23 protein-coding genes are annotated in these 26620 nt (G+C 54.3%); 5 read left to right on the forward strand and 18 right to left on the reverse strand.

Annotated features, from left to right (window positions below):
* Positions 1–161: 161 nt before the first annotated feature.
* The 3 genes from G442_RS21815 (at position 162) to G442_RS0110320 (ending at position 4019) form a co-directional block, all read left to right on the forward strand.
* Positions 162–2141, forward strand: coding sequence for a S9 family peptidase (locus tag G442_RS21815; protein ID WP_035376466.1), 1980 nt, complete (start codon positions 162–164; stop codon positions 2139–2141).
* Between the two features lie 241 nt (positions 2142–2382).
* Entirely contained in the window at positions 2383–2679 is a 297-nt protein-coding gene (locus G442_RS0110315; protein ID WP_026397934.1) for a hypothetical protein, read from the forward strand.
* Positions 2676–4019 (forward strand): sugar porter family MFS transporter, encoded by a 1344-nt coding sequence (locus G442_RS0110320; RefSeq protein WP_026397935.1) that lies wholly within the window; start codon positions 2676–2678, stop codon positions 4017–4019. Before G442_RS0110315 ends, G442_RS0110320 begins: the two co-directional genes overlap by 4 nt.
* An 18-nt stretch (positions 4020–4037) precedes the next feature.
* Here G442_RS0110320 and G442_RS0110325 read toward each other — a convergent pair whose 3' ends face one another.
* A complete protein-coding gene (locus G442_RS0110325; RefSeq protein WP_246789408.1) occupies positions 4038–5312 on the reverse strand; it encodes a cytochrome-c peroxidase in 1275 nt (424 codons plus the stop codon).
* 140 nt (positions 5313–5452) lie between these two features.
* Between G442_RS0110325 and G442_RS0110330 the strand changes: the two genes are divergently transcribed.
* Positions 5453–6997: an acid phosphatase gene (locus G442_RS0110330; RefSeq protein WP_026397937.1), complete on the forward strand. Its 1545-nt coding sequence runs from the start codon at positions 5453–5455 to the stop codon at positions 6995–6997.
* Positions 6998–7050: 53 nt separating this feature from the next.
* Positions 7051–7818 (forward strand): DsbA family protein, encoded by a 768-nt coding sequence (locus tag G442_RS0110335; RefSeq protein WP_035376505.1) that lies wholly within the window; start codon positions 7051–7053, stop codon positions 7816–7818.
* Positions 7819–7868: 50 nt separating this feature from the next.
* On the opposite strand, the gene G442_RS21820 is transcribed toward G442_RS0110335, so the two are convergent.
* From G442_RS21820 to G442_RS0110400, 17 genes are all read right to left on the reverse strand, one after another.
* Positions 7869–8444 (reverse strand): hypothetical protein, encoded by a 576-nt coding sequence (locus G442_RS21820; RefSeq protein WP_051292191.1) that lies wholly within the window; start codon positions 8442–8444, stop codon positions 7869–7871.
* A gap of 38 nt (positions 8445–8482) precedes the next feature.
* A complete protein-coding gene (locus tag G442_RS0110345) occupies positions 8483–9625 on the reverse strand; it encodes a baseplate J/gp47 family protein (RefSeq protein WP_026397939.1) in 1143 nt (380 codons plus the stop codon).
* A 1-nt stretch (position 9626) separates the two neighbouring features.
* Complete coding sequence (locus G442_RS0110350) at positions 9627–9983, reverse strand: hypothetical protein (RefSeq protein WP_026397940.1); 357 nt, start codon at positions 9981–9983, stop codon at positions 9627–9629.
* A gap of 39 nt (positions 9984–10022) precedes the next feature.
* The gene (locus G442_RS23950) at positions 10023–10493 is read right to left on the reverse strand and encodes a hypothetical protein (RefSeq protein ID WP_161628351.1); all 471 of its coding nucleotides are present in this window, start codon (positions 10491–10493) and stop codon (positions 10023–10025) included.
* Between the two features lie 74 nt (positions 10494–10567).
* A complete protein-coding gene (locus tag G442_RS25050; RefSeq protein WP_146882266.1) occupies positions 10568–11680 on the reverse strand; it encodes a phage late control D family protein in 1113 nt (370 codons plus the stop codon).
* Between the two features lie 281 nt (positions 11681–11961).
* Complete coding sequence (locus G442_RS25055; protein WP_146882264.1) at positions 11962–12882, reverse strand: hypothetical protein; 921 nt, start codon at positions 12880–12882, stop codon at positions 11962–11964.
* Complete coding sequence (locus G442_RS25060; protein WP_146882261.1) at positions 12879–13736, reverse strand: hypothetical protein; 858 nt, start codon at positions 13734–13736, stop codon at positions 12879–12881. Before G442_RS25060 ends, G442_RS25055 begins: the two co-directional genes overlap by 4 nt.
* 1094 nt (positions 13737–14830) lie before the next feature.
* Positions 14831–15256 (reverse strand): hypothetical protein, encoded by a 426-nt coding sequence (locus G442_RS25065; protein ID WP_146882259.1) that lies wholly within the window; start codon positions 15254–15256, stop codon positions 14831–14833.
* The gene (locus G442_RS0110365; protein ID WP_026397942.1) at positions 15253–16818 is read right to left on the reverse strand and encodes a phage tail sheath protein; all 1566 of its coding nucleotides are present in this window, start codon (positions 16816–16818) and stop codon (positions 15253–15255) included. The genes G442_RS25065 and G442_RS0110365 overlap by 4 nt, the downstream gene beginning before the upstream one ends.
* Before the next feature lie 227 nt (positions 16819–17045).
* A complete protein-coding gene (locus tag G442_RS0110370; RefSeq protein ID WP_026397943.1) occupies positions 17046–18977 on the reverse strand; it encodes a glycoside hydrolase family 71/99 protein in 1932 nt (643 codons plus the stop codon).
* On the reverse strand, positions 18974–19654 hold the full coding sequence (locus tag G442_RS25070; protein ID WP_146882257.1) for a hypothetical protein: 681 nt from the start codon (positions 19652–19654) through the stop codon (positions 18974–18976). The genes G442_RS0110370 and G442_RS25070 overlap by 4 nt, the downstream gene beginning before the upstream one ends.
* Positions 19655–20156: 502 nt before the next feature.
* Positions 20157–21524 (reverse strand): hypothetical protein, encoded by a 1368-nt coding sequence (locus G442_RS0110380; RefSeq protein ID WP_026397944.1) that lies wholly within the window; start codon positions 21522–21524, stop codon positions 20157–20159.
* A gap of 16 nt (positions 21525–21540) precedes the next feature.
* Positions 21541–22107, reverse strand: a complete 567-nt coding sequence (locus tag G442_RS26555) for a phage scaffolding protein (protein WP_026397945.1) — start codon at positions 22105–22107, stop codon at positions 21541–21543.
* Positions 22108–23613, reverse strand: a complete 1506-nt coding sequence (locus G442_RS21830; RefSeq protein WP_246789409.1) for a phage portal protein — start codon at positions 23611–23613, stop codon at positions 22108–22110. It abuts the gene before it with no gap.
* A 75-nt stretch (positions 23614–23688) separates the two neighbouring features.
* Positions 23689–25017: a hypothetical protein gene (locus G442_RS0110395; protein ID WP_026397946.1), complete on the reverse strand. Its 1329-nt coding sequence runs from the start codon at positions 25015–25017 to the stop codon at positions 23689–23691.
* Complete coding sequence (locus G442_RS25075) at positions 25018–25395, reverse strand: hypothetical protein (protein WP_146882255.1); 378 nt, start codon at positions 25393–25395, stop codon at positions 25018–25020. It lies immediately after the preceding gene.
* Positions 25396–25503: 108 nt separating this feature from the next.
* A complete protein-coding gene (locus G442_RS0110400; protein WP_146882253.1) occupies positions 25504–25935 on the reverse strand; it encodes a hypothetical protein in 432 nt (143 codons plus the stop codon).
* Between the last annotated feature and the right edge of the window lie 685 nt (positions 25936–26620).

Genomic DNA, 26620 nt, shown 5'->3' on the forward strand with positions numbered 1-26620 from the left:
GCGGCCTGAGCGAACTGATCTGGCCCGCTTGTGGGTCATCGGCTGTGGAAGGCGCCGTCAGCGCCTCCGAGACAGGGCGGCTTGCAGGAACCACTCCCCATGGCCAACCATAGGGGGGATCCGGGGGGCGTCGCCCGACCTGCCGGAATGAAGGAGGCCCGATGCCAAAACACCCGACGCCCTGTGGCGCGTGGCCGTCCCCGGTGACGGCGGCGCTGGCTGCGGGCAAAACCGTGACTCTCTCCTCCGTGACCGCTTGCGCGGGCGGGGTGTTCTGGCTTGAGCGGCGACCGGCCAATGGCGGGCGAACGACGCTCGTGGGCTGGCGCGAGGGCGAGGCTCCTCGGGATCTGACCTCACCCGGCTTCGACGTCGCGACGCGCGTCCATGAATACGGCGGCGGCGCATATAGCGTCGCCGGGCGGCGGGCGGTTCTCAGCCATCGTGGCGACGGCGGCGTCTACATGCTGACGCTGGAGGAAGGCGGAACGACGCCGAATCCTGTGCTTCTCGCCGCCGGCGATGAATTGCGTTACGCAGATTTTGCGGTCGACCCGTGTGGCGACTGGATTGTCGCGGTGCGTGAGGATCACGGCGTCGAGGGCGAACCGGAGAACACGCTGACGCTCCTGCCCGCGTCGCCGAACGCCGTCGTTGATGGCGGAACGGCGATTGCGCGTGGCGCGGATTTCTACGCGTCGCCCCGATTTTCGCCCGACGGTCGCTATCTGGCGTGGGTCGAGTGGAACCACCCATCCATGCCGTGGGATGAAACGCGGCTTCGGGTGGCGTGGGTGGTGCGCGCAGATGGAACGTTGCGGCTCGAAAAAATGCGGACACTGTCTGGCGACGAAGAATCCGTCGTCGAGCCACGATGGCTGGACGACCGGACGCTGCTCGCGGCGACAGATCGTGACGGCTGGTGGAACCTTCACCGCTTTGATGTCGCGACTGGAGAGAGGCGCGTTTTTTACGCTGCGACGGAGGAAATCGGGCAGCCGCACTGGGTGTTCGGGCAACAGAGCTTTTCTATTTTGCCAGATGGCCGTGTCATCGCGCTCAGCGTTCGTGACGGTCGGGCGCGCATGCTTCTGCTTTCCCCGGGGGCGGAGGACGATGCGACGGCGCGTGAAATGGATCTTGGCGCTCCGGAACAATGTCCGGTCCTCGTCGCCGATGGGTCGCCGCCGGTTTTCGTCTGGCTGGACGCGCCCCCCGACGGCCCGGCGGCGGTCGTCGTCGGGCGCGAAGGTGAACGGCCGCGCCTGTTGCGGGCGGCGACGACGCTGCCATTCGAAGCGGACGACATTGCCGTCGCGCAGGAGATTCGTTTTTCGTTGCCGGACGGCGTCAAAGGGCATGCGCTGTTCTATCGCCCGACCAATGCGCGTTATACGGCGTCCGAGGGCGAGCGGCCGCCGATGATCGTCACGGCGCATGGCGGTCCTACGGCGCGAGCGAGCGAGGCGTTCTCCTTCAAGGTTCAGTGGTGGACCAGCCGCGGGTTCGCCGTGCTTGACGTCAATTACAGTGGGTCGACAGGGTTCGGGCGGGCGTATCGCAAGCGGCTTGATCTGGAGTGGGGCGTCCTGGATGTCGCGGATTGTGTGGCGGCGGCCCGGCATGTTGCGAAGAGTGGCGTGGTCGATCCGGAGCGGATCGCGATACGGGGCTCCAGCGCAGGAGGGCTGACCGTTCTGGCGGCGCTGGCGATGTCCGACGTCTTCGCTGCGGGCGTCAGTCTTTACGGCGTGACTGACCTGCGGGCGCTGGCGCAGGAAACGCACAAGTTCGAGGCGCGTTATCTCGACGGGCTTGTCGGGCCGTGGCCGGAGGCGGAGGCGGTGTATCGTGCGCGTTCGCCTCTGTTCATGGCTGATCGCATTCGCGCGCCGGTTCTTCTTCTTCAGGGGCTGGAGGACAAGGTGGTGCCTCCGGGACAGGCGCGTGCGATGGTTGAAGCGTTGCGTGCTGAGGGCACACCGTGCGCCCTCTATGAGTTTCCGGGAGAGGGGCACGGTTTTAGAGACGAGGCCACGATCGCGAGAGTCTTTCAAATCGAGCTGGATTTTTACGGGAGGGTTTTCGGTTTCGAGCCTTCGGGGCTTACGCTCGCCGTTGAGGATAGGGTCGCGCTCTAGAGGGGCGTCCCAGTGCGCCGGATCAGGATCGCGCATCCTTGCCGTATGTCCATCTTTTTTCTTCAGCAGGATAGGGTTTTATACGTTTGCTCCTGCGGGTGTTGTCGTCTGACCGGAGATTTTCGCCTGAGTAAGGCGCTGTCTGGCAAGGGGACCATTGGGCTGCGGAGGAGAGGCTTTTTGGAGGATCAAAGAATCCGGCGCTTTGTCGTTTGAAGTGGTGTTCAGTCATTGACACTGGATGGTGCTCGGAAAATTCTTTTCGTTCCTTTTTCCTCGAAAAGTCAGCACTGTGGTGGCGCAGGGGCGCCTGAAGCTTCGCGCGAAAGGCTGGCGCGGTAAGGTCGCCGCAACTCTTTCGGAGGGAGATTTTTCTTTTCCTTTCCCGCTTCCACCAAAAAGAATCTGCAGTGGAAGTTCTGTTTCGACGCGGAAAGGACGTTTCGTTGTAGCGAAGCATCGGCATGTTTTCGTTACGATCAATAATAGCGAACGCACGGCGTTGCGTTTAGAAAAAGATCGGATTCTGGACGGATGAATGACAGTCTTCTCGTCGGAGTGATCGCCGTCGTCGCGGCTACCGGCGGTCTTCTTTTCGGTTACGACACCGGGATCATCTCGGCAGCGTTGTTGCAGATCACCCACGTCTTTTCCCTGTCCGTGCCCGGACAACAGATCGTGACGGCCGCGATCGTCGCCGGGGCGTTGGTCGGGTGCGTCGGCGCGGCGCCGTTTTCGGACCGGTTTGGTCGGCGGCGGACGATCATGCTGGCGGCGGCGATCTTTCTTGTCGGAACCATCGGCGCGGCTGCTGCGCCGGGCACGACGGTCCTGACCTTGTCGCGTTTCGTGCTTGGTCTGGCGGTTGGCGCGTCGTCTCAGATCGTGCCTGTCTACATCGCCGAGATTGTTCCAGCCAACCGGCGTGGGCGGCTGGTCGTCCTGTTTCAGATGGCGGTGGTCACGGGCATCACTGTGTCATTCGTCGCCGGGTATTTCCTGCGCGATCATTCGTGGCGGCTGATGTTCGGGCTTGGCGCCATTCCGGCGGTCGTGCTGCTGGTCGGGATGCTGTTCCTGCCGAACAGCCCTCGCTGGTCGGCGCTTCGGGGCGACTTTCCTGCGGCGCGCGCGGTGTTGAGGCAGGTTCGATCCACCGATGACGAGGCCGAGCGCGAGCTTACGGAGATCATAAACGCGCATGATGCGGAAGCTGGCTGGAAGGAACTGGCCAAACCCTGGCTGCGGCCTGCGATCGTGGCGTCTGTCGGCGTGGCTCTTCTCTGCCAGCTGACCGGAATCAACGCCGTGTTGTATTATGCGCCGACGATTTTTTCCGGCGTCGGGTTCGGCGAAGGGTCGGCGCTGCTCGCCTCGATCCCCATAGGGTTCGCGATGGTCGTCGCGACTGTTTTCGGAAGCTGGGCCGTTGATTCATGGGGACGGCGCAAGCTGATGCTCGTGTTCCTTCCGTTCGCGGCGTTGTCGCTCGTCGTGCTTGGGTTTGTCTTCATGATGGGCGCGACGCAGGGCGCTAATCCGTGGGTCGCTGTCGGCGCGCTGGTCGCATATGCAATTTTCAACGCGGGGAGCCTGTCGGTCGCAATCTGGTTGATCGGCGCCGAGGTGTATCCGTTGTCAGTGCGTAGCAAGGGTATGAGCCTTGTCGCGGCCAGTCATTGGGGTGCCGATCTTATAGTCTCGCTGGTGACGCTGTCGTTGATCCAGTTCATGGGGCCGTCCGGCACGTTCTGGCTGTTCGCCGGGGTCAACGCTGCTGCCGCCGTGTTCGTGTATTTCTGCGTGCCGGAAACGCGGGGACGCTCGCTTGAAGAGATCGAGGCAAGCCTGAGGGAGCATCGGTTCACGGAAGCCTGAAAGCTGCTGGGCGCTTGCTCAGCGGGCGCTTCTGTCGGTTTGGTCGTCTGGTTTCCAATTATCGGTCAGGGTGCGCAGAAAGGCTGCGATGTCGTCGACATCCGCATCGGTCAGATGCGGGGCGTCTCCCGGTTTGCCGCCGAACGGTGGATCGTAGTTGATGTTGATCCAATAACGACGAGGCAGGTCGTCATAGGGTCGTATGCCGCGTGGTCCATGCGGGTACCAGTGCGCGGGATCGGTGTCCCGCGTCGCGTAAAACGCGATTGCGTCGCGCAGGTTATTCATGACGCCGTTGTGAAAAAAGCTCGATCGCAGAGCTACGTTACGCAGGGACGGCGTACGGAAAAGGCCACAGTATTCGGAGCGGTCGAGGAAATCTTTCCGCAGGGGACCGCAGAGTCCGAGATCATGGAACTGCGGGTCGCGGTTCGCCGGTATGGCGCGGTTCCTGGGAACCGCAAGCGCGATCATGCCGAAATCGGAAAACAGCGGCGGCGCCCCGTCCTTGCGGGGTTCGCTGATGTGGCAGGACGCGCAATTGCCTTTAGCCGGGTCTTCGAACGCGGCGAGGCCGCGCGTCTCCGCAGGAGACAGCCGCGCCTTTCCGGCCAGATAGAGATCATATTTGCTGTTGAACGGATAAAACGTCTTCCAGTCCTGTTCGTACGCCTCGAACGCGTCCTGCGCGACGGACAGGCGCGATTGCAACGCGCCCGACCGGATCGGCAGTCGGAGTGCGTCCAGTTCAGAGCGGTAACCGGCGCCGACCAGACGCGCCTCGGCGTCCTGCGGCGTTCGGTTCGCCATTTCGTCAGGGGAAAGTAGCGGGATAAGCGACTGAGCCGCCCCCGTGTCGACGCGCCCGTCCCAGGTCAGGCCCCCGGTCGGCCCGTTGTCGATGCTCTCGTCGGCCTCGTCTTCAGAGTCGAAGGCATGTTCGGTGAAGCGTGGAACGGCGGCGAGATAGGTCAGGGACGGCGGGGCGCGAAAGCTGAACCGGGTCATCGCGTCGCCACCGGGCTCGACGGCGCGGGCGTCCGGCGGCGCGAAGCCATGGGCCGGGTCATGGCATGAGGCGCAGGACTGGCGACCGGAGGCGGAAAGGCGGGGATCTCGAAACAGACGCGCGCCCAGATTCGACAGCGTTTCTACGCGCTTGAAGGCGTTTTCACGGGACAGGGCGGCAGCGGACGCGTCGCGGCTGATGGGCATTGCGAGTCCGGCCAGAACAAGTCCTGCCGTAATGTGGCGGGGCAGAGCGATGCGTGCAGCCGCGCCTGTGACTGTCACGCGCGTCAGAGCGGGCTTCGCTGGCGCGTGTTGTTTTGGCGGCGAGGTGGTTGGCCGCAGTTTTCGCTTCCGATACATTGCCTTCGCACCCATCGACGCGGCGTCGCCTCGTTCGAAAATCAGCCGAGGAGACTGACAATATGCGCCGCACCCCGCAAGCCGGGCTAGCCCTGCTGGCCGCCTGCGCTCTTGCGCCGCCCCCGGCGACGGGCGCGACTGCCGCTGCAGACCACGGTCTTGAGCAGATTCAGACGGTCGTCGTCATTTACGACGAGAACCGCTCGTTCGACAGCCTCTACGGGCGGTTTCCTGGCGCCGAGGGGCTGGCGCAGGCGCCGGAGTCCGCGCGTCTGCAACGTGACCGCAATGGTGAGGTCCTGCCGGAACTGCCGCCTGTATGGGGCGGCGTGACGATGCCCGGCGTTACGCCTCCGGTGACGCAGGCCATGAGCGCGCATCTGCCAAATGCGCCGTTTTCGGTTGACGGCAAGAGCGGTTTGAACGTTCCCGATTCAGCTGTGACGGCGGATCTGTGGCATCGGTTCTATCAGAACCAGATGCAGATCGACGGCGGTCTGAATGACAAGTTCGTGGCGTGGTCCGACGTCGGCGCCATGCCGATGGGGAACTGGGACGGCTCCCACATGAAGATGTGGGGGATAGCGCGGCGTTACACGCTGGCGGATCATTTCTTCATGGGAGCGTTCGGCAGCTCCTTCATGAATCATCAGTGGCTGATCTGTTCTTGCGTTGCGTTTTATCCGCACGCGGATCAAAGCCCGGCCCAACCTTTGATCGCGGTGACGACAGCCGACGGACGGGCCTTGCAGGTAGCGGCGAACGCGCCTGAGTCTGCTCTGGGCGGGCCACCGAAGTTTGTACATGACGGCAATCTGACGCCGGATTTCTACGCCGTGAACACGATGCAGCCGCCGTACCAGCCGAGCGAAAACCCACCTGCGCCGGGCGGCGATCCGGCGCTGGCCGACCCCGCGAAGAAGACGACGCTGCCTCCGCAGACCGCGCCGACGATAGGCGACGTCATGACTCGCGCAGGCGTCAGCTGGGCCTGGTATTCGGGCGGGTGGGACTATGTTCTGACTCACGGGTTGCGGTCGCGCGAGGTGCAGTTTCAGACGCATCACCAGCCGTTCAACTACTTTCTCGCCTACGCTCCGGGCACGGCGGCTCGGCGAGAGCATCTGCGCGACGGCGGGATGGCGGGCGCGGCGTTGCTCGCCGACATCGACGCCGGGCGTCTGCCGCAGGTTGCGTTCTACAAGCCGCAGGGGACGTTGAACGAGCATTCCGGTTATGCGGACATCATGTCGGGCGACGCCCATCTGGCGAACCTGATTGAACATCTCGAGCGGAGCCCGCAATGGGGTCATATGCTCGTTATCGTCACGTATGACGAGAACGGCGGCCTGTGGGACCACGTGGCTCCGCCCAGGGGCGATCGCTGGGGGCCGGGCTCCCGCGTGCCGGCGATCATCATCTCGCCCTTCGCAAAACGGGGCTTCGTCGATCACACGCCGTATGACTCTGGTTCCATTCTGCGGTTTTTGACCCGCAGGTTCGGTCTGGACGTGCTGCCGGGGCTGCAGGCGCGCGACGCTGCTATCGCGGCGCACGGCAATGCGCCGTTGGGGGACTTGAGCAACGCGCTGGCGCTGGGGAAATGAGGCCGGGTCGTGCGACATTCACAAACATAACCGGCTGGGTTACAGGATCGAATATGACGCGCTTCCCAAGGCTTCGCCTCTCTTTGCTCACCGCCGCGCTCGCTGGCGGTCTTGCGGTTTTTCCGGCTGGCTCATCCCGGGCGGAGGGCAGCTTTACGCCAGCGCAGCGGCAGGAAATCGTCGCCATCGTGCGCAATGCGCTCAAGACAGATCCGACGATCCTCGCCGACGCGATCACCGCGATGCGGGCGGAGACGGAGGCGCAGCAACAGGCTAAGGGTCTGCAGGCCGTGCGCGCCAATCGCGCCAAGCTTGCGGGATCGTCCGGCGACATCGTCTTGGGCAACCCTAAAGGGTCCCTGTCGGTCGTGGAGTTCTATGATCCGCGGTGTCCGTATTGCCGCAAGGTGCTGCCGGATCTCGACAGGCTGGTGTCGGCTGAGCCCGACCTGCGTCTGGTTGAGAAAGTCGTCCCTGTTCTTGGGCCGGCAAGTCAAATGGAGGCTGAGGCTATTGCAGCCGCAGGGTTGCAGGGCGGTTACCTCAAGCTGCAACAGGCGCTCATGAGCGATTCCCAACCCGCTTCGGTGGCGCGGATACGGGCTTTGGCGACTGCCACCGGTCTGGATGCGGACAGGCTTGAGCGGGATATGAAGGGACCGGACGTCGCTGCGATCCTGCACGAAAACATGGACCTGGCACGTCAGGTTGGGCTTGAAGGCACGCCGACATTCCTGATCGGCGAGAAGGCGATCATCCCGGGGGCGGCGTCGTTCGAGGACCTGAAGTCGGAAGTGGACAGTCTGCGCAAGCCAAGTTGAGCTTTCAGACGTATCCGATGGTTTCGCGAAATCGAAGTTCGGGGCGTTCTTTAGTCAGTCGCCTCCATTATCCTGTAAAAGACGTCCACGCCTTCGGCTTTCGTATCGACGATTGTCGCTTTCAGCGCGCCTGAGTCGGTTCCGGCCGGCGCCTCGACAAAGACGGTGGCAGGAGACGTTCGTGAGCCATAACGGCGTTTCGTCGCGTTGTAGCCGTCGCGCCCATAGCATCCGCTATCCGGTGCGCGCCACGGTTCGAAAATGGTCACATCTGGCGCAACACCCTGAAGCTTGCTGACAAGAGCTGGTCTGGTGTTGCGAGGAGCTATGAGCGTCTGCTGGATTCGCGTGATATATGCTGCGTCCGTTTCGGAAGTAATTCGTACGAGATCGCTTCCAAAGTAATCTGCGGCTGCAGCGTCAATAAAATTTCCTGTACTGCTTTGCAGACGCGCCTGATTCGCAGTGTAGGCGAGCAGCGCGTGCAATTGAGCCCAGGGCCACGCGAACCCGGTCAGCAGGCCGTCCAGAACGGGCGTGCTGTTTTCTTCGGTTGACGGAAACCATCCTTGCGGCAGCACTGCGCGGATACGCGCGGCCATATCGTCAAGATCGCCGATCGCCATGAGTTTTCAGATCCTGTACTGGTATATATTCCGAATAATCACGAACTGATCAGTGTGACCGTCACCGATGCGGCGCGCACGACACTTCCTGTGTCGCCGCCGATGTCCGCTGCAGCTCCATTGACGGTAACAATCCCCACACTCTTTACGAGGGTTCCCGCCGCCGTAAGTGCAGCGCTGGAGATTCTTGTGTAACTGCAGGTGGCGCCGACCGCGAGGGCGTTGACGTATGCGAGAACGCCACTTTCCACGGAGGTTTGCACAGACGCCAGCACGACGCCGTCGGCGAGCGTGACAGGCACGACGATTACCGCCGGAACCAGCGCTGCGCGGATGGTGGCCGTCTCGACGCCACAGGCGCGTTGCGCTTCGATCGCCGCCTCGACGCTTGCTACGGTGGCGTCCGGAGCGTCACCAGAGCCGTCGTCGATCGCTGCGAAGAAAAACCCAGGACGATAGACACTATTGGGCGTAGTATTTTCGATGACCTGATAAGTCAGGTTAGACGATACGCCAGCGATGGCGCCCTCAACGGCCTTCAGGGTCGCGGAAGACAGGGACGCGAACCAAAGAGTCACGCGCGCTTTCACAGCCGCGTCGCTCTCCTGATTGGATCCGTTTGTGGCGGCTGCGAGATTGGAACAGGTGTCGATACCAGAGATCTGCGTGCCCAGGAGATTGAGCACGCCTGCTGTCACGTTCCCTGTTGTTCCAGTGGCCAAACATTGAACCGGGCAGGTGATGGACGCCACTCCCTTTGCCCGGATATATCCGCCGGCGGACGTCGACCAGTAAGGATTCGACGTGTCGGATACTACGGAAAATGAAATTGTTCCATCTGAGGATTTTACGATCGCTCCGACGGGCACGACGGCGGACGAACTCTGTGGCGCGAGGCAGATGAATGTCTCGGTGGTGGTAGCGGCAGTCGCGCCCAATCTGCTCATGCCGAACTGGGCGATCCATGAATCGACATCGTCGCCATAAGAAGACGCCAGACGCGTCGTGGCCAGCACCTGGAGCAGAAGGTATTGAAGCCACAATGCGACTGTCGCATTGGCTTCCATCAGGGAGCGTGAGACAGAACCAGTTGTAAAGTCGAGAAGGGACTTACAGGCGCCCTGAGCGGCGGCTGCAGCGTTAGACACCATGGTCGAAAAATTCTGGAGTGAGGGGGTCATGTCAAAGTTCCAGCGCGACCGTGCCGCCTGTTTCTGTGTTGGTGTAGGTGATCGAAATACGCGTACTGCCTTGCCGCGGCCTAGTGACGGCTATGATCGGCGCGGGCGTCGAAGAAACCGATGCCTCAAGCTGGATCTGTTGGGAAATCAATGTTTCCAGATCAGCCGGAACGTCCGCGCCCCCTACTCGACCAGGAAGCCCGGCGCCATAATCGAGAGAAAATATGTAATCTCCCGCATTCGTCGCAAGACGGCGAAGAATTCTCTGGTTCGAAGCGTCAACACCTGACGCCACCGCAATGTCGCCCGAAGAACCCAGCGTCAGATCCGAACCGGGGACATGATAGACGTCAGGCATGTTTTCGTTCCGATCATTTGATGTGCGTGTGAAGCGGTGTCATTCCGAAACCGGAGTGCCGGAGAGGCTTGATCCACTTTGTACGCCACGGTGAATATGCTGTTCCAGGCTAACCCCAGAAGTAGAAATATCGCCTTGAGCGCTGATTGTTCCATGAACGGAAAGATTTCCGCGGATGACGAGGGGGCCTACGACGGTGATTCCGTTTTCAGAAACTACAAATTCAGTATCGGCAATTTTTATGCCAAATTGCCCTGCCTGAAGCACGGCGCCTCCAAGCGCCGAAAAAGCAGGCGGCATTGAGACGGCGTCGAAAATTCTTGTTACTACAATATAGTTGTCCCCATCGCCCTGCACTGTCTCAATAAGGACATGAGACCCCAGTTCCGAGGGCGCGTAGCAGACAGTCGCACCCACGGCGATCGCTGCATCACAGATCCAGCCCGTTTCGGTGTTCTCAGGTTGAAGCCTTACCTTGACCAGTCCTGAAGACGGATCGACGGCGCTCACGACGCCAAGTCGAGCGCGCCCAATCCTGCTGGCATGCGCGTGCATTTGCATGTCGAGAACGCTACGTAAACTATTCACGAGACGTTCCCCAGATTGCTTCTGTTCCTGAGCGTAATACTTTGCGTCACGCGAGGCCCGCTCAATGAAAAAATAACGTCATCGACGGTGTAAGGAACTCCGTCAAACGAAGTGCCGGTTCCTTGAAGGATCACGCGTTGGCGCGGTGATATGGACAGAGAGGGATGGACGTTCATGGACAACGTTCTCGCGTGAGCCATGGTTTCATTATATTTCTGTCGCGCCAGAGCGGCGCATTCATCCAGTGTTGTGCCAACAGCGGCCGTATAAGCATAGCGTGGACCGCCGGTTGATATGTCCGACGGGTAGGTCGCGGAGTGAGACGTTCTTTGCCGGGCGTCCCAAGCAGAAACGGTTACTGCAGTGCTGTCAGAATAGGCGATCCTTCGAGAAAGCGCGAGATTCCACACAGACGAAACGGGGTATTTTGTTTCTGAATCGGCCTGCTTCCAATTCAAATATAAAATTTCATCGTTTTCGTTCGGGGCTTTGAAGTAAAGAGTGTTGCCGTCGACCCATAGGTCGTAACCATACCGTCGCTGCATTCCGACGCAGAAATCCCATGCCGTCTGAAATCGGTGCATGCCTCGAAGGCCGTGAGCTTTGTGCTCGTACTGATAAAATTGCCCGACGAGGCCGGATGTCGTGTCCACGTCCGGTGTCAGGCCAACGTCCATGGCTAACTGAGCAATTGCCTCTGAGGCCGTAAAATTTAGAAACGACTGCCCCGAAAGTTCACGCTCGATGAGTCGCGCTGATCGGTCTCTGCCGGAGACGATCACGCTATTACCTGCTGGAGTATAGTGTGCGTGATCGACAACGCCTCCAAAGAGCAGAGAATAGGGCTGGGTTCCCTCATTTTGGCCGAGTGGGAGGAATCCCAGATAAATCTCTATGGGTAGTTCAAATGTGCCGACATCAGGATCGAACCAGTACGGAGATGACGCCTCCACCGGAAAAGTTACGGAAAATGTTCCAGATTCAGACAATCTGCTCTTTTTAATATGAACATTTGAGGCGGTAGGCAACGCTGTTCCGTTAGTCATGACCAGAAGGCGGGGCTGCGCCACTGAATCGCCTACGGTTGCGGGCAGGTTTAATGTAAGCATGGCTCGCCTCTCGTGATGTAGGGTGGCGTGTGGATTCCACGCTAATTGTGTTGTGCAGTGATCCGAGAATCAGACATCACATAATCATACCTGATCGACGCCTCCGGACTGGGTCGCATCAACTGGCGGCACTGCTATGGTTATGATCTGAGGAATCCAGATGTCGGTAAGTCCATTTAGGCTCATTATTCTGTTGGCTTGGGTTGCATCGCCGAGTAGGCGAGCAGCGACATGCCACAAAGATATATCAGAAGGGCCAATAGTTCGGATGTTCGCCATAGTCAGGGTGTAGTCGTCAAATTTGATGCGCCAGTTGCAATGTTTACATTTGCGGTTGCGCGACTGACGTAGGCGTTGGTAGAGGCGACGGATGCTATGATGCCGGAATGTCCTACGGCAGCCGATAGGGCGCTCATGCCGCCGACGACATCGGGTCCTGAGTTTTCTGCGATAGAAGAAAGTTCCTGCCCTGATAGACCCATCATGGAATACAAAGATGAACTGAGAGAACTCAATTGTTCTCCGACGTTGTTGATAGACGACGTAGAACTCGTGGACGAAAGGCCTCCCGCAACCGTTGCTACGCCGGTTAACTGACTATACAGCGTCGCCATCGAATTCCCCGTTCCAAAGAGACTCGCTAGAGGGGTTATTTGACCGGCATAGACGCCTATTGCTGACGTTACCGCTGCGGCATATGAAGTGAGGGAACTCATTGCGGCAGAGAGCGTCGATACTGCAGTCGCGCCGTCGGAGCCGATAAGGTTGGCCAGCGCCGATTTTGTGCCGTTAAGCGGGTTTGGAACTGAGCGTAAGACCTCACATCGTATGTTGTATGGAACAATGTTTCCATTTTCTGTGTATATAGCTTGAAACGACGTGATTATCACTTGCCTAGACAACGCGGCGCCAGCAAATGAAAGCACGTTACCCGACCGCGCCATGGTTTCAAGGGCTTGGGCGCGTGCTACTGCATTATACCCACGGAAAATGCCACTCCACTCCAAGGGTGCGTCGAAATATCCTTCTAGCGATATAGTCTTGGTTCCGCCGGAACTCCACGAGACTGAGGCGTTCTGAATTCCTCCCCAAGGTAAAAAAGAGGGAACCTCAGTGTCAAGAAAGGCGAAGGAACCGAGGGTAAACGCACGTGCACTTGATAGGGATGCGACAGCCGAGGCCGTCCTCAGGAGATTCGTCATGCGTGCCATCCTGGATAACTAGGTACCGCTTGTGGCCATGACAGGGTGGAGTTTGTTGGCGCGGCAGATAGTCCATTAATCAGATGAGAGGTCACTGCGTCAGCAAATTCGCTTATACTCGGCTGGTAGACTGTTGAAAATTTTTGGTTTTGAAAATTCGAATGTTCCATGTGCATGATTTGTGGAAAATTATAACTATTTCTAAGAAATTCGTGGGAAATTTTAGGATTGATCGTCTTTAGGTCATCTGTTGCCCGTAACTGAGATGTGCTGTAAGCAAGGGGTTGGTACGGAATCGGAGCGAAATGATCTCGTGTCGTACGTAATTTATTTCTGAAAATAGATGAAAAAATCGATGAGTTCTTCTGTTTTGTGGTGGTAGATTTTTTATATGTCGCACGAGATGCTCGGATTCGTTTAATTACCCTGGGTATCACGGTGAGATGTTTGTCAAAGAGATGAATGGGAAGTTGAACATTTCTTTTTTGAATAACATAGTCTGCGAAAGATCGTGTTAAAGAAGAGAGATATAAAAATTTTTTTGGAGTCACGTAGTTAATGTTTGATTTTTTGTGTGGAATTGAGTGTTTAAATATTTTTATAGAATTCGATTTTTTGTTTTCGAAAAAATTTTTATGTTGAAATTGTAAGTGGTTTTTTTTCAGAAAAAACGGAGCTTTCTTTAGGGTAGCGTTTTCCTGTGGACGCGCACCCTGTGCAAAATTACTTGTCGTGTAGAGAATGTTTGCGCGTAACTTACTCAGCGTCGGTATATTTTTTTTGATAAAAATTGAATTGTGTAGGGGGGGGGTAATATTTCTTAGAATGTGAAGAATTTTTTGAATGCGAGCCATGTTGTCTTGAGTATTGGGCGTGGAGAGGTGACAAATGCACGACAGGGGCGGCTTTATAATTTTCGAATTTTCCGAGATATCGAGGATTTTGTGAATGCTGTTTATGGAGAATTTCCTGAAATGTAGCCTTTTGGAATTTAGTTTTTTTTATATGTTTTTTTTCGAAATTTAAAGAAAATGGAAATGGCTTTGTAATTTGATTTATAGATATTTTTGATTTTTGTAATGATTGGCGGGCGATATTTGCGTCGCGTGCCTGTTTTTGATATCTTGCTACTGTTTTCACTTTAGGGTAAATGAAAATTTCCCGTAATTTTGCACTATGTAAGATATTAAATTTACTGTTAGATTGTTTTTGTATGATTTTTTGCAATATAGTTGAAGAGTCATTATGAAAAAAAGCTAAATTATTTTTAAAATTTCTGTTGAGGTCGCGAGGTCTAGAAAATTTAATTGAAGACACAGTTTAGACCTCGCGACCTGTAATATTAGTACAAATTGAATTATTGTCGGGGTAAGATAATTTTTCCATGAATGAAATATTATTTCATATATTTATCAATAAATTTATATGACACAAGAAAATGCGCTAAGTGCCTGCGCCGTCTGCCCATGTGCCGCTCTCCCAATTATAAACCCCTCCGTCCAGTTGACCTGCAACCACTAACGCGGCGGCGCGCAATCGTGGGTCCCAAGTGCAGATCACGTCATAGGGAACATTAGCACGCAACAGACCCATGAGCGTGGACAAGGACGGAGAGTTTGTCAGTTTTTTATTTCATCTTTTATTTTCGAATCGCAGGTTGAGCCGAGAGAGTCAATGTGATTGTGCAACGCGTCGAGTCCCTCGCTTCCGATCTGATTAGCAAGATCTCGGATCGTGGCATGATTGCGAGGAAACGGTACGGGAATTCCATCGATTGCGCGTATTGAGCACCATGTTTGGGCTACGCTTATATACGCCTGATTTTGTGCCCCGTCACCGCATGCGAGCAAAAGATCCAGGATTTCTCCCGGGTTTAACTCCCTATACTCCAGCTTTGTTCCTTTAGTGGTTGTGAGTATAACAACTTCTTTATGAGTGAAGGGCACGGTTAAATCTCGCGACGTTGGCTTGCGAAAAATGTTACTGTTTGCGTAACTATATTTTCCGCCTGAAACGAACCAGCGTTAGTAAATGTTAACGCTATTCCACTATATTCATATTTTGATGTTGTTCCATCTGATTCCTGAATGTAGCAGTAAAGAACGCCAGAAGAAATCGAATTGGCGTTCCAGTAAGCGAGTTCATCCGCATCGAATAATTTATCAAGAGCCGAATTTCCGCGATCGACCGTAAATGAACCGCGCCACCCGGCTGGTGTGCTGAATTCGACTGGCGGCTTGTTAAGGGGGTTTGTTCGTTGTCGACGACTTTCTTGTTGCACAGAAAAATTTACAACATCTTGCAGGTCGATACGTTCACCGTTCCAAATTAGAACGATCGATCCTTGACGGCCGATTGTGTAGGGAGTGCTCATGTATTCGCGGTGACAGTAACGTCAGCGCCTCCATTTATATTGAGAATAAATTTTCTATTGACACCGAAATATGTTACGCTGACGTCAGCTTGAAGATAGCCAAGAGCGATTCTTGATTGCGGGTTATTTTTTGTCGAACAGGTTACAGAGTACGCAGCATTGCCAGACGCGGTTCCAATAATGCCTTGACTTTGAAGGTCGGAAAGAAAACCCGTAAGCGTTGCATCAATGTTTGAAAATAAGGTCGAAGAAATTGGTTGTCCGACATAAACACCCATTCCAGATGCCACCGTGCCAGCGATGAAATTTGTCACACGTGTATATTCATCTCCGTCAATCTCTGCGTTGCTCGACACATTGAAGCCACCCCGTACACACCAGTAACTGCCACCAGGCGCGGGATTGCAGACAACGTCCAGCCCGTTCTGGAACAAAGAGGTCAATTCGGCAGATGAGTAGGTTGTTACTTGTCCCGTGCTTGTGAGTCCAGATTTCTGACTGCCTATTACGCCGTAAATTTGTTTGTTGAGGCTCGGAAGTTGCGGTGAGAGGCAAGATAGACATCCTGCGACGAAGCCCTGAGCCGGAACTAGGCGAGTAACTGCGTTTTCGGTGTCATACCAGTACAGCCAGTCGCCAAACATAACTTTTAGCGCATAAGAATCGACTCCGGCGGAGGTCCGTGTAGACACGGCATTGTTTATTGTGTCGCCAGATGGGCCGGAGGTTATCATATATACCCCCTCCTGAACGCCGAATGAGGCTTGTGTTGACCATGTTGTGGCGTCTGTGACGCCGGCAAGGACGCCGAGGCTGCATTTTTGTCCCCGGAGCGCGTACATTCCTGTGCGTTTGAGGTCGTCAGAACCAATCAACGTTGCGGCGGTTACGCCGGAGGTTCCATCAGAGCCGTTCATGAGATATTGGTCCGTAATGACCGTCGGGGACACGCTTGTCCCGGTTCCCAGTGAGGCGACGACAAGGGTGCTGGGACCTCGTGTGGCTGACTGGCCGCTGTTGATCGCAGCCACGACCGCAGCCCAAAAACTGGCGTTGCCCCCTTCTGTCGAGAGATTATCGAATGATTCAGGAACGGCGTTGGGCATTTGGACAACCAGCTTCCAGGTGCCGGGTGCTGAGCCGGCAGTTAACGCCACGCTGATAGTGTTGCCTGCTGAACCGGTGTAAGCGGCCGACAGCATCATGGGATAACTTGACGACGTGATGTCGTATTGCAAAGCGTATGTTGCTGCGACATCTGTGCCGTCTGTAACACGCACGCCTACAAAGCTGCTGGCGCCCTGAACGATAGCAACTGAGACGGGGGTAGCTAGGTCATAGGATGTCTGCTGCATAGGACCGAACAGGACGAAACGCTCCTGAGAGGTCCCGAAGGTGCAGGGAGCGTTGACTGGGCCCCAGGAGGCTGTTCCAACGACGCCTATAGTGTTGGTGCCGACGCCGGCCAGAGAGGTAGCTCCAGCCGTTTGAATCTGAACGTAGAGGTCGGGTACGGACAACGAAGCGGTGTTTAGTTCACCGCTTTGAGATATGGTCGCCATTAAATCGACGCCTTTTCTTCGGGAATAGAGTCGGTCTGTGGGACAGTGATGGTGATTTGCCGAACGTAACCTGCTTGACTCGATGAGAGGATATCTTCAATTGCATTTGGAGATGAAATTAATTGACCCTTTTTGTAGGATGAAAATGGCGTTGTCACTACGAGGAAGTTATTCATTCCTTCCTTATCCTTTCTATATCGTTACGATATGTAGATTTAATTCACGCGTTATGTGATGATAGGTAGCAATGGATAAAGTGTTTCCTGTTCTAATTTTTGTATAGCTGACCCTAAGGCGGAAACACGTTCGTCATTCGATCCCGATGCTAAATATGTTGGTGCAATCCAACCGCCTTCGGCGAATTCATTCCATGCATAGAGAAGTCCCGCGCCGCATGTAGCGGATGAAGTTGATTGAATGAAATCCGCCATGTTCGCAACATGAGCGGCGAGTGCGTCGGCGGTCGCCGTTTCATAGTAATCTTCAAGACTAAGACTCGGATCGAGAGGATAGAATGCTTGCGGATTTTTTATGAGCGGGCGTTGATCCCAACCGGCCATAGCGGTGGGCATCATTGGAAATCCGGACGCCGCTCGCGCGCTCCAATCTGCCTCTGCGGCCGCGGCTAGCGACGAATACGGTTGCGTCGCGCCGTTAAGTCGCGGCGTACAATATGCGCCGGACGCATCGGCGCCGACTGAATTTGCGGCGGTTGTGTTGTCATAATCTTGAAACGCAGCCCCAGAGAGGTATACTATGTAAGGGTCTTTCCCTGTGCCCTGGCTAACTCTGCTTCGAATGTAAGATACAGCCCCGTTTAATCCAGAGGGTAGCCCGCTAAGTTGAGCGCTGTTTGCGTCCAGCATCAAATACAGCGGTCTTCCGTCAAGCACAGTAAAGTAAAAATCGTCCGACATCAGATCGATATCACGGTGCAGTGTTGCGCTATATCCATCGACCCCACTTGGGTCGCTCCAGTTAGAGGACTGACCAAGCATGCAAAACTGCAAATTTCCTCTTTTTTCGCTGGAAAGATACAGAGAGAGAGCTGAACTCAATGTATTCGATGGCGAATAAGAGTCAAACGCCCAAAACGACAGCCCGGCTGATAGTGCAGCCATGATTTCCTGATCGATAGAGTCCTGGGTCGAGGTCGGCCACATAACAGAGCCATCTGTCGTTACGGACGCGTTTGCAGGCCAGCGATATTCCCATTGTTCGTCGGATAGCGCTGCCGCACATTGTTGATCAATCGTGTTTGCCATATCGTACCACGCGTCAAAGCGAATGGCGCCGATAGGGGAAGCTTTGGGCGGAGTGTATGTGCCCAAAACCCCAAAGGCCCATGCGTCGTTAACTACGCCGACAGGCCATAGAGTGGGCGCTACGGACTGCGTCTCAGTCCAGCCGTATTCAAACGTCCATATCAAATCAAGGCGGTATAGACCTTGATTTAAACTGGCGTCAATTGCATCACGTTTGATAAATTTCAAGGGCCCGCAATCGACGTCAGGCAGTAGGTCGCCCCCGGTTAACAGGGCGGTCATCACACTGCTCTCTAGCGTGTCACGGTAGGCAATTGAAGGTGCGAATAAGGAGACGCAAAATCCGTCTTCGACGCGACACAGCTCCCGCTCTATAGAAATATTGCTGGCGGTTTTTGCATAAAATGTCCGCGCAGAAGAGTTCAATAGGGAGGCGCCTGTGGTTGTAATGGTCGAGTGACCGACCGCCTGGATTTGTGCGCCAATTTTCTGAGCGATGAGGGTTGCGGTATCGCCGATCGATACATGCACGGGATAAGCCACGTCGTCTATGACTGCGCCCGCCACTCCGCTTGCAGAGGCGATACCATTGAACTGCAATACTCCGCTTGATGTTTTTGCTGTAATCCCGATATCACTTTGCACACGGCAGGGGGTCCAACTTTGGCCATACCGCGTTTTGTCACGAGCCATCCCGGATTTCTGATTGACCGTGATCCACGCAATTGCAGATTTGGCCGTCAAATCTACGTTCAACTCTACCGCCGGCGGCCATCCGCGAGCGATTTTGACGTCAAAACCGAAGATGCTTCCGCCGGACGACTCGTTTGGATATATGAATGAGGCAATTTTTGCAGCCAGAGACTGTTCGATATCAGGGGTAGTGATTGTCATAATTGGTCGATTTCAAGATCTGCACGCAGGCCGTAAGGAGAGTATTCTACTCCGGAAATGTGGTAACTTAAACCGAAGTTATCGCGAACGCGCAATCCACTTTTTACCTCTATTGTCGGAATGTTTGGCATTAAAAGTGAGTATGCCTGAGCCGGGAGGTCGGTGGGTAACCTGGCGGCAGGTGGTTTTCCTGAGTGTTTTGCTAAGAGGGAAACTGGCCAATTTTCGGCTATCATAGTATCAGCGCGGAATACGGGGCCTTGAGGAACTGTGAGTCCAACTGTCTTTTCGTTTGTGGGCGAGTCGCAACACCATAGCGATATCGTCGCATTCGTCAGCGTGACAAGGATTGCACGTGCTGATTCGCAGCGGCAAACAAAGTAAGTATCTTGCAAATAATTTTGCGCGGTTGGCGTCGAATTTGTGACCAGATAATCGCCTGGTATTATGCCGGAGTTATCTGGCGCAGCATACCGGAACGCGTGTCCCCATGGTGCGGGAGTTTTGAAGGCAAAGTTTGGTGTGTCGTCAAAAATGCAAAAAAAATCGCCGACCGGGTCATTGTCTAAGGGGGATTGCGAAGAGATTGACCTGTATTGTAAAGTTGGAGCGCCGCATGCTTGGGATGCTTTTTGAAACCCTAGGGCTATCCTGTTTTGTAGGCGGAAAATATCCATTAAACGGTCAATCGAACTGAAAATGTGGGTCTGCCTGGCCCAGGAGGGACGCCTAGAAATTGGACCAACTCCAACCTCTGCTGATTATATAAGTCGACGCGATCTTTCACTTCATCTTTGTTACGAGTCCAAATAGCAGCTTTGTCGGTGTCTATTTGATTGGCCGCGCCAGAAGGTCCCGTCTCAAGAGCAACCAGAGTGGAAAGCATACTTCTGACGACTGAAATTTCTGACATGGTTAGGTTTGTGAGCCGAAATTCAAGTTGGCCATAGTGATCGAAAAACCGCCACGAAGAAAATCCGGCGTCGCCGCCTCCGAAGACCGGATACCAGCAGTATCGACGAACATTGACTCGCTCAATGTCGGTCAGGGCATTTGAGTTGGATGTTCCGCTCATAGGTTATACCCTGACATGCTGTTTTTTATTCGATCACGAGAATTGTAACAATATTTTATTTAAAATCGGTCAGGTATTTAAAATTCAAAAGTGGTGTATCTAAATCACAAGCTTTCGATGACCACACCGCGTTTCAAGTAACTATTCGTAGAAGTAGGGATAATTGAAGGATTCACTGTCGCGTCGGTGGGAAGCGCAAAACCGCCGATCCAGTACCATGATTGGGCAATAATTTGTTTCAGGCGATCGAGGGGCTCTCGGGTAATCATCATGATTCCATCAAGGTTTTCGATCAAGGCCCGATCGCTGTCTGGAATCTCGACAACGCCATTGTAATCGCCCTCGATCAACGCTCCCTGCCCGCAGACAATGGCACGATGAATTACCCCAGCTCCCAAAGATGCTTGAAGAGGCGCTTCTGTGGTCGGGATAAAGCGGACCCCCAGCAACTCAACAACAGATCCGGCGCGATAGGTATCGCTACCGTATGCCCCTCTGTATAGGTACTTGAAATCTCCGTCTCGGAATAGGCCAAGCATCTGCTGATCGTCGAGGTAGCAGTGATATGCGCCGTCGATTGTCGGAACGTTGTTCATGCGCAGAGCGGCGACCGCCGCAAGAACGGTCTGAATGCCCAGCGTATCGCCGGGGACATATGTGCTGGACCCATAATTGCCGGTGGGTGCAACGAGTTGCGCTGTCGTCAGGCGATTATTCGGGCGAAGCACCAGCGGCGCCGTGGAAGCCACCACGGGGCTACCGGCGACCGCGTCGCTGACAGCTACGGAAGTGGAAAAAGTCAACGTGCCCGACTTTCCCAGCGGCGCAGTAGAGACATTCACTGCGTCCGCCGTGGCAGTGATCAAGGTATACGCGTTACTGCCGACTGTTACGGTCATGCCGGACGACTGCCCTACTGACACGACCTGTCCCGAGGAATTCAAGAGCGACAGGAAGCCACGGATATCGTCGACGGCCACGTCAGCGCCGGCAGCGCTGAGCGCAGTGGTCACACGGGTGTTGCCCCCAATGTATCCACCTACGCCTCCGATGCCGCCACCGAACAAGGTATTGCGAGCAATGCGATCGAGCGATTGGAGAGCCTGGATACCGTTCGTATTCGCATTTGCAAGAAATTGATCGGCAATTCCCACACCTTCGCTAACTACATTGAGGTCAATCGTGTCCCCATACTGGTTAATAGAAAGCGTATATTGTTCGACAGACCAGCTTGATGGCGTCAATCCGTTATCGAAGTTGGTGTTCTGAGAGGGATTCATTGGCGTGGTCACTGGGGCCTTGAGGCCCTTGCGTGTCTTTGTAATGCTTTCGCCAATTCGGTTAGGAAAAATCTCTCTGTCGGCAATTGCGCGAAAGGCAATTCGCGACTGGAGTCCTGCAGTGAACTCGCGTGCTAGGTAGCCCTGCTGAATAATGGGCTGTAATTGCGCCGGAAAATTATCAATAGCCAATTTAAATATTCCTTATTTAGTTCGAGCGCCGAGCGTATGATGGCGCAACTCTCTTCAAGGACGCACGATACTCGGCGTCGGTCATGTCGCGGACTGAGGAAAAGACCGGCGTTCTCTCTCGTGGGGCGACAGCCGGACGTGCGGCGCCTGTCTTTCTATTCTCGCCGTCCTTACAGGAAAATAGAAACGGCTTATTTGATTTCAGAGCGGAAAACGCGTCGTCGACGCCGATTATTGACCCGTCTTCAGATATGGAAACTCGCGATGTGTCGAGAAGCGGTAGGCAATCCATGTCGACAAAACCAACGCCAATTGCAGCCTCACGAATTGCAGCGTTACGCTTCATTAGCAAAATTTCCGCTACACGAGCCTCCGCATTAGCCTGTGCTTCGGCATGAGCATTTGTGAGTTCGGTTTCGAGTGCGACTGAACGCGCCCGCGCTTCTGCAAGATCGGCCTGCACTTGAGCAAGTTGCCCCGAGAAAGCGTTTGCAACGCTGTCGGCCGCTGACTGCGCTCCCTGTGATAGGTCGCGACCGATAGTCTCGTTGCCTAAGGATGAGCTGTGTTTGTCGGAACTCATTTATATCTCCGAAGTGTCGCGATCCTCGACCGCAGCTTTGATATTTTTTAAGCGTTGATCATGTTCTGCTAGATCGCTCATGATTTTCTCACGTTCCTCATGAATGTGTGGGACTCTGGTCGCTGGTCTCATCATCTTCACGGCAGTGTCCATCGAAACAGCGTTGGCGGTCCTGGCGGCTTGTACTGCGTGGGCCATAGTCTGCATGTCTCCAAAAGTTGGTTCAAACCATGGAGGCCATATCAAAGATAAATTCTTGGGACTTATTGAGCCGTAAGATTTTCCAGATATTAACACGTCTGGAATTTTTTCAGTAATTTTGCATATTAATCTGAGAAGGGGGAGTAATCCGGAATCGCCGTAAGACCGTCGAAGGCGACCAGTCAACCACGTCAATCCCAGACACATCAACTCCATGGCGCGCCCGGACTGGGCGGCGCTGACACGGTCGCCTTGTGCGCGGTTGCCGTGCATTGCTTCTAGCGCTAGGGAACGAAGCGCTTCCCACATACTCAGCGAAGCGGTGGCTCCGGTGCCGTTAATCTCCAAAAGTTTTGCGTCGCCGCCAGCTGGTACGGATATTGCGTAAGATGGATCCTTTGGAAGCGACGCGGAGATGCCGCCTGACATCTGATATTCATCTCCGGAGAGCACCATTGTAGGGTCGGCCGAGTAACGCAATCCACGAACCGTTTGGGAGAGTAGATAATCAGCGTCTATCATCGCATCAATCCCGGCGGAGAAGGTGCTTTTGCCATCGGGAGCGGTGGGGTCAATTGCGGGTAAATTCTTTATCCATATGATCGGCGTTACACCCAAGCTGTGACTTGTAGAGCGCTCCTGGTCCCTGATGAGATTCGCTTCTCTAGGAGAACCGTCTGCGACGGGCACGGGTTGGTACCAAATTGTCTCTTTCTCGGTGAAGTCGCGGATAAACCAGTAGTTTCCTGGCTCGAAGTAACCGATGTCCGATCTGTTGAGCGAATCTGCATCAACAACATATTGTTCGCGAACCATTATCAGCCGATTGGGCTCTGACAGGGAAAATGTTGGTTCGAGATAACATGTTCTCTTTATTTCTATAACGAGTTCGTTGTCTACTACCTGCACCAATATTGCGACGGAGCCCACCGACCCTATGATCGCGGCTTGTTCCATCAAAGATGGAATGTCGCTGTCGAAAATGATCGAATGAAGCTTCTGTTCACGGACTGGGTCGTCGCTCCCGTCATCGAAGCGGGCGGTGACGAGTGGCCAATGTGAGGCATTAAAAAGTAAGGATGTTGAATCCTCGACAACAATGTTACATAGATGCGTGCGGACTGATGGTCGCCTTCGGTTGATAGGAATATAAGATCCGTCTGCTCCACAACTTTTGAAAAATGGGTGAGGAATGTGATCGTACAGAGTTCCGTCCAGAACACGGCTGAGTGCAAGAAGCTCGCGGGATCGGCCGGACAATCGGGTTGAGAACATCATTCCTTTTTTTAATTCCGACCAATCCATCTTTTATCTTTCAAAAGGAAAAAATTGCATATGTCTAGAAGTGTAATATTGGAAGCATTTTAATATTATAGAGAGTCAACGATTCAAAATATTTGTTTTGATCGTAGAAAATTTATCATTTCCGAATCGTGCAACGAAGTAATACCCGGTGGCATCGACAAGATGGTCGTATCCTCCTGTCTTTTCCGGTTCGCTCGATCCACTTTTATATGAATACCGTTCGTAAGATTCTATACTTTTGGAGCAATACGAAGATACGAACGCCTTCCGAATCCCGAGTGAATTTTGAAACATCGCATTTGTAAAATTTAACCTGTCTCTAACAGGTGGCGCACGATTCATTACGAAAATTTGGAACCCGAAATCACGCAGAATAGATATATCGGTATGACCGCCAGACGAGGTGCGACGCGCCTGACCGGCTGGGTCCGGATATATCGTTATATGTGATAAGGCGACGCGCGATGAAGATGAGAAATCATTTTCATGACGTCCATATCGTCGCTTTATTTCATGGCCGATTTCTGAGGTGTTTGACGTGGAGAGAATCAGCTCGTCCACCTGGTGTGTTATAATTTGTCCGTCAACATCCAGGTTTTCTTGCCAGACAGTAGCCGACATGGGATTTATGTTGAAGTCCAACCCAATATGCAGTGTCAAATGCGGATCGTAGGCTAATTTTTTCACAGACTCTGATCTTGAAAAAGAGTAAAGACAGCGTCCAGAGTAATTTTCGAATGAAGCTTCGTATTCTTGGCGATATTGCCGAGAATCAAGGGTGTCGCGAGCCCCGTTTATTTCATGAGGGGGGACGTTGCCGCCGTCCATGGTTGTATAAAGGCAAGACCACCAGCCTGCGTGCTTAGCTTCGCCCGGTTGTCCGTTCATATAAAAATCGTAAAAATTCCCATATCCTTTTGGAGTGCCGAGAAACAGTGCATGTCCTTGTGTTGTTGACAGCATGGGACGCAGTATTTCAGGCCACACCGCAGCAGCTACGTCCGCCCATTCATCTCCTAGAAAAAAAAACAACCCGGTTCCTCGGAGCGAGTCGTAATTGTCGAGGCCAACGATGCGAATTGTGTGGCCATGAGGCTTGCACCGAATAGTCAGTTCGCTTTCGTTGGGGCTTGCGGCCAGCCAGTGGGCGGGAATGAGTCTCTTCAATCTGGGCCAGAATATTCTCTTGGCCTGTTTGTAAGTGGGAGCGCCATACCATATCTCGTTTTCTGGTGGAACATCACGAGTTATGGCGAGACGCACTGCTCGACGAATCTCCTCGGCAGCGAGGTAGGTTTTTCCGAAACGACGTCCGCAGACAGCGACCCGAAATCGCGAACTGTTGTTCCATCCAGCGTTGTATATGGTCATTTGGGGACGTGTCAGCGCCCGCTGCAAGGCCATCTAATCGTCACTCTTGCCAACTGTGAGCATTACGGGCGGTGGATCCAAACTGATTTCCTGTATGATCGAACTCACGGCATCTTCTGAACAGGCGGCGACGGTCCGTTCTCGGTCACGTTGTTCGGAACGTGTGAGGCGTGCGGAACTCTCCCTCAGAACGGCTGCTATCAATTGTGGATTGGGAGAGCGGTCTATAACAGGTTCTCCATCATCCCCCAAGATGATCGCTCCTTTTTCTCCGCGCCGGATTCCTGGTATGCCCGATATGGCCAAATCTCTTACAATTGCTAAAAAATCATCGTGAAACACGGAGAGCGCCAGCGTGAGGCGCGGGCGTTCGTCTGTATGGTGTCTGAGAAAGTGATAAAGATCGTCCAAGGAACGTCCGATGAGGCGTATGCAGTGTGACGTATTTCCGCTTTTCGCGACGCAGTCGCACAATTGGCCAAATTCGGCCTGCGTCATGGGTCTGCGTTGTTTGCGCATTTAGCCGCCTAGGCGACGATTGGGAGTGCGGCGTCCATTCCAGACAGATGAAGAGCTCATCAGGGCGCCTGCGGGCAGGGCGATCGCGCTGGCGCTGCTTGAGTGCCCAAAATCTTCGGCCTTCCGCGCACGAATTTCCATCGCAGCGATAGATTCGATCTGATCCAGAATATTCAACTCTATCGTTGCACAAACGGCCATATCTGGGTGTCGTGCGGTTCGTCCGAGGACGCACAAGATAGCCGACGCTTCGAAACGAACATTTTCTTCCAGATGTAGCATATCAGGAGTCAAAAATATAAAAGCACGATGATCATATGCGGGTTGAATTTCAAGCGGCGCACAAATAAGTTCGCCATTCGACAGAACAAAAATGACGACTGCAAACTTTTCTCGAAAAGCTATGATATCTCCGCGACTAATTGCACTCACGACTGTAACTCCGTGCGAATGAAAAATGAGGACAAAGAGCGGTCCCGGCGAGTCGAAACGAAACTTTTCATCTGGATGGCGCCGCACGAAATGTAGTTTCCAGCGGCCAGGGGTTCCCAGCCCTGTGCTTTGCGGCGTTCAGAGACGTTTTTCATGGCGCCTTGAGATAATCCGAGCTCAACAGATAATCTATGAATATAGCTTCTACTTACACCAAGACGCTTTGCTGTTTGTCGAACGGATAAACGTTCATGATGACAGCCTGGAAGCGCTAGAGCGCAACGTTCTCTTTCAGAATCATCAAATTTTCGAGCCATAGTTTAATCCGCAAAAGGATGTATGACGTGTGTATTTCCAGCCGCGGGAATGCGACCGTTTATTTCTGCTCTACGCAAGTCACGCGAAGAAGCATCGAGTCGTCGAGGGCGCGTGTAGCCGCGAGTGCAGGAGACGCTCATTTATATTATCCGAATTTGTATTTTGCATTACTTCGTAATGCATATCCTGCCACCGTGCGGGTAATATTGTATTACATGTCCCCAACTATTCATCAAACGACAATTTCCACCACAATCCCTCATGGAACGCGTGTGCGGCCACCTTCTGGGTGACGTGCCCGTTTATATAGCAAAAAATACCCAAATGGAAAACAAAAATCTCGTTTAGGTATTTTCTGTTCGTGCGT

This window comes from Acetobacter nitrogenifigens DSM 23921 = NBRC 105050, assembly GCF_000429165.1.
Lineage (GTDB): Bacteria > Pseudomonadota > Alphaproteobacteria > Acetobacterales > Acetobacteraceae > Acetobacter > Acetobacter nitrogenifigens.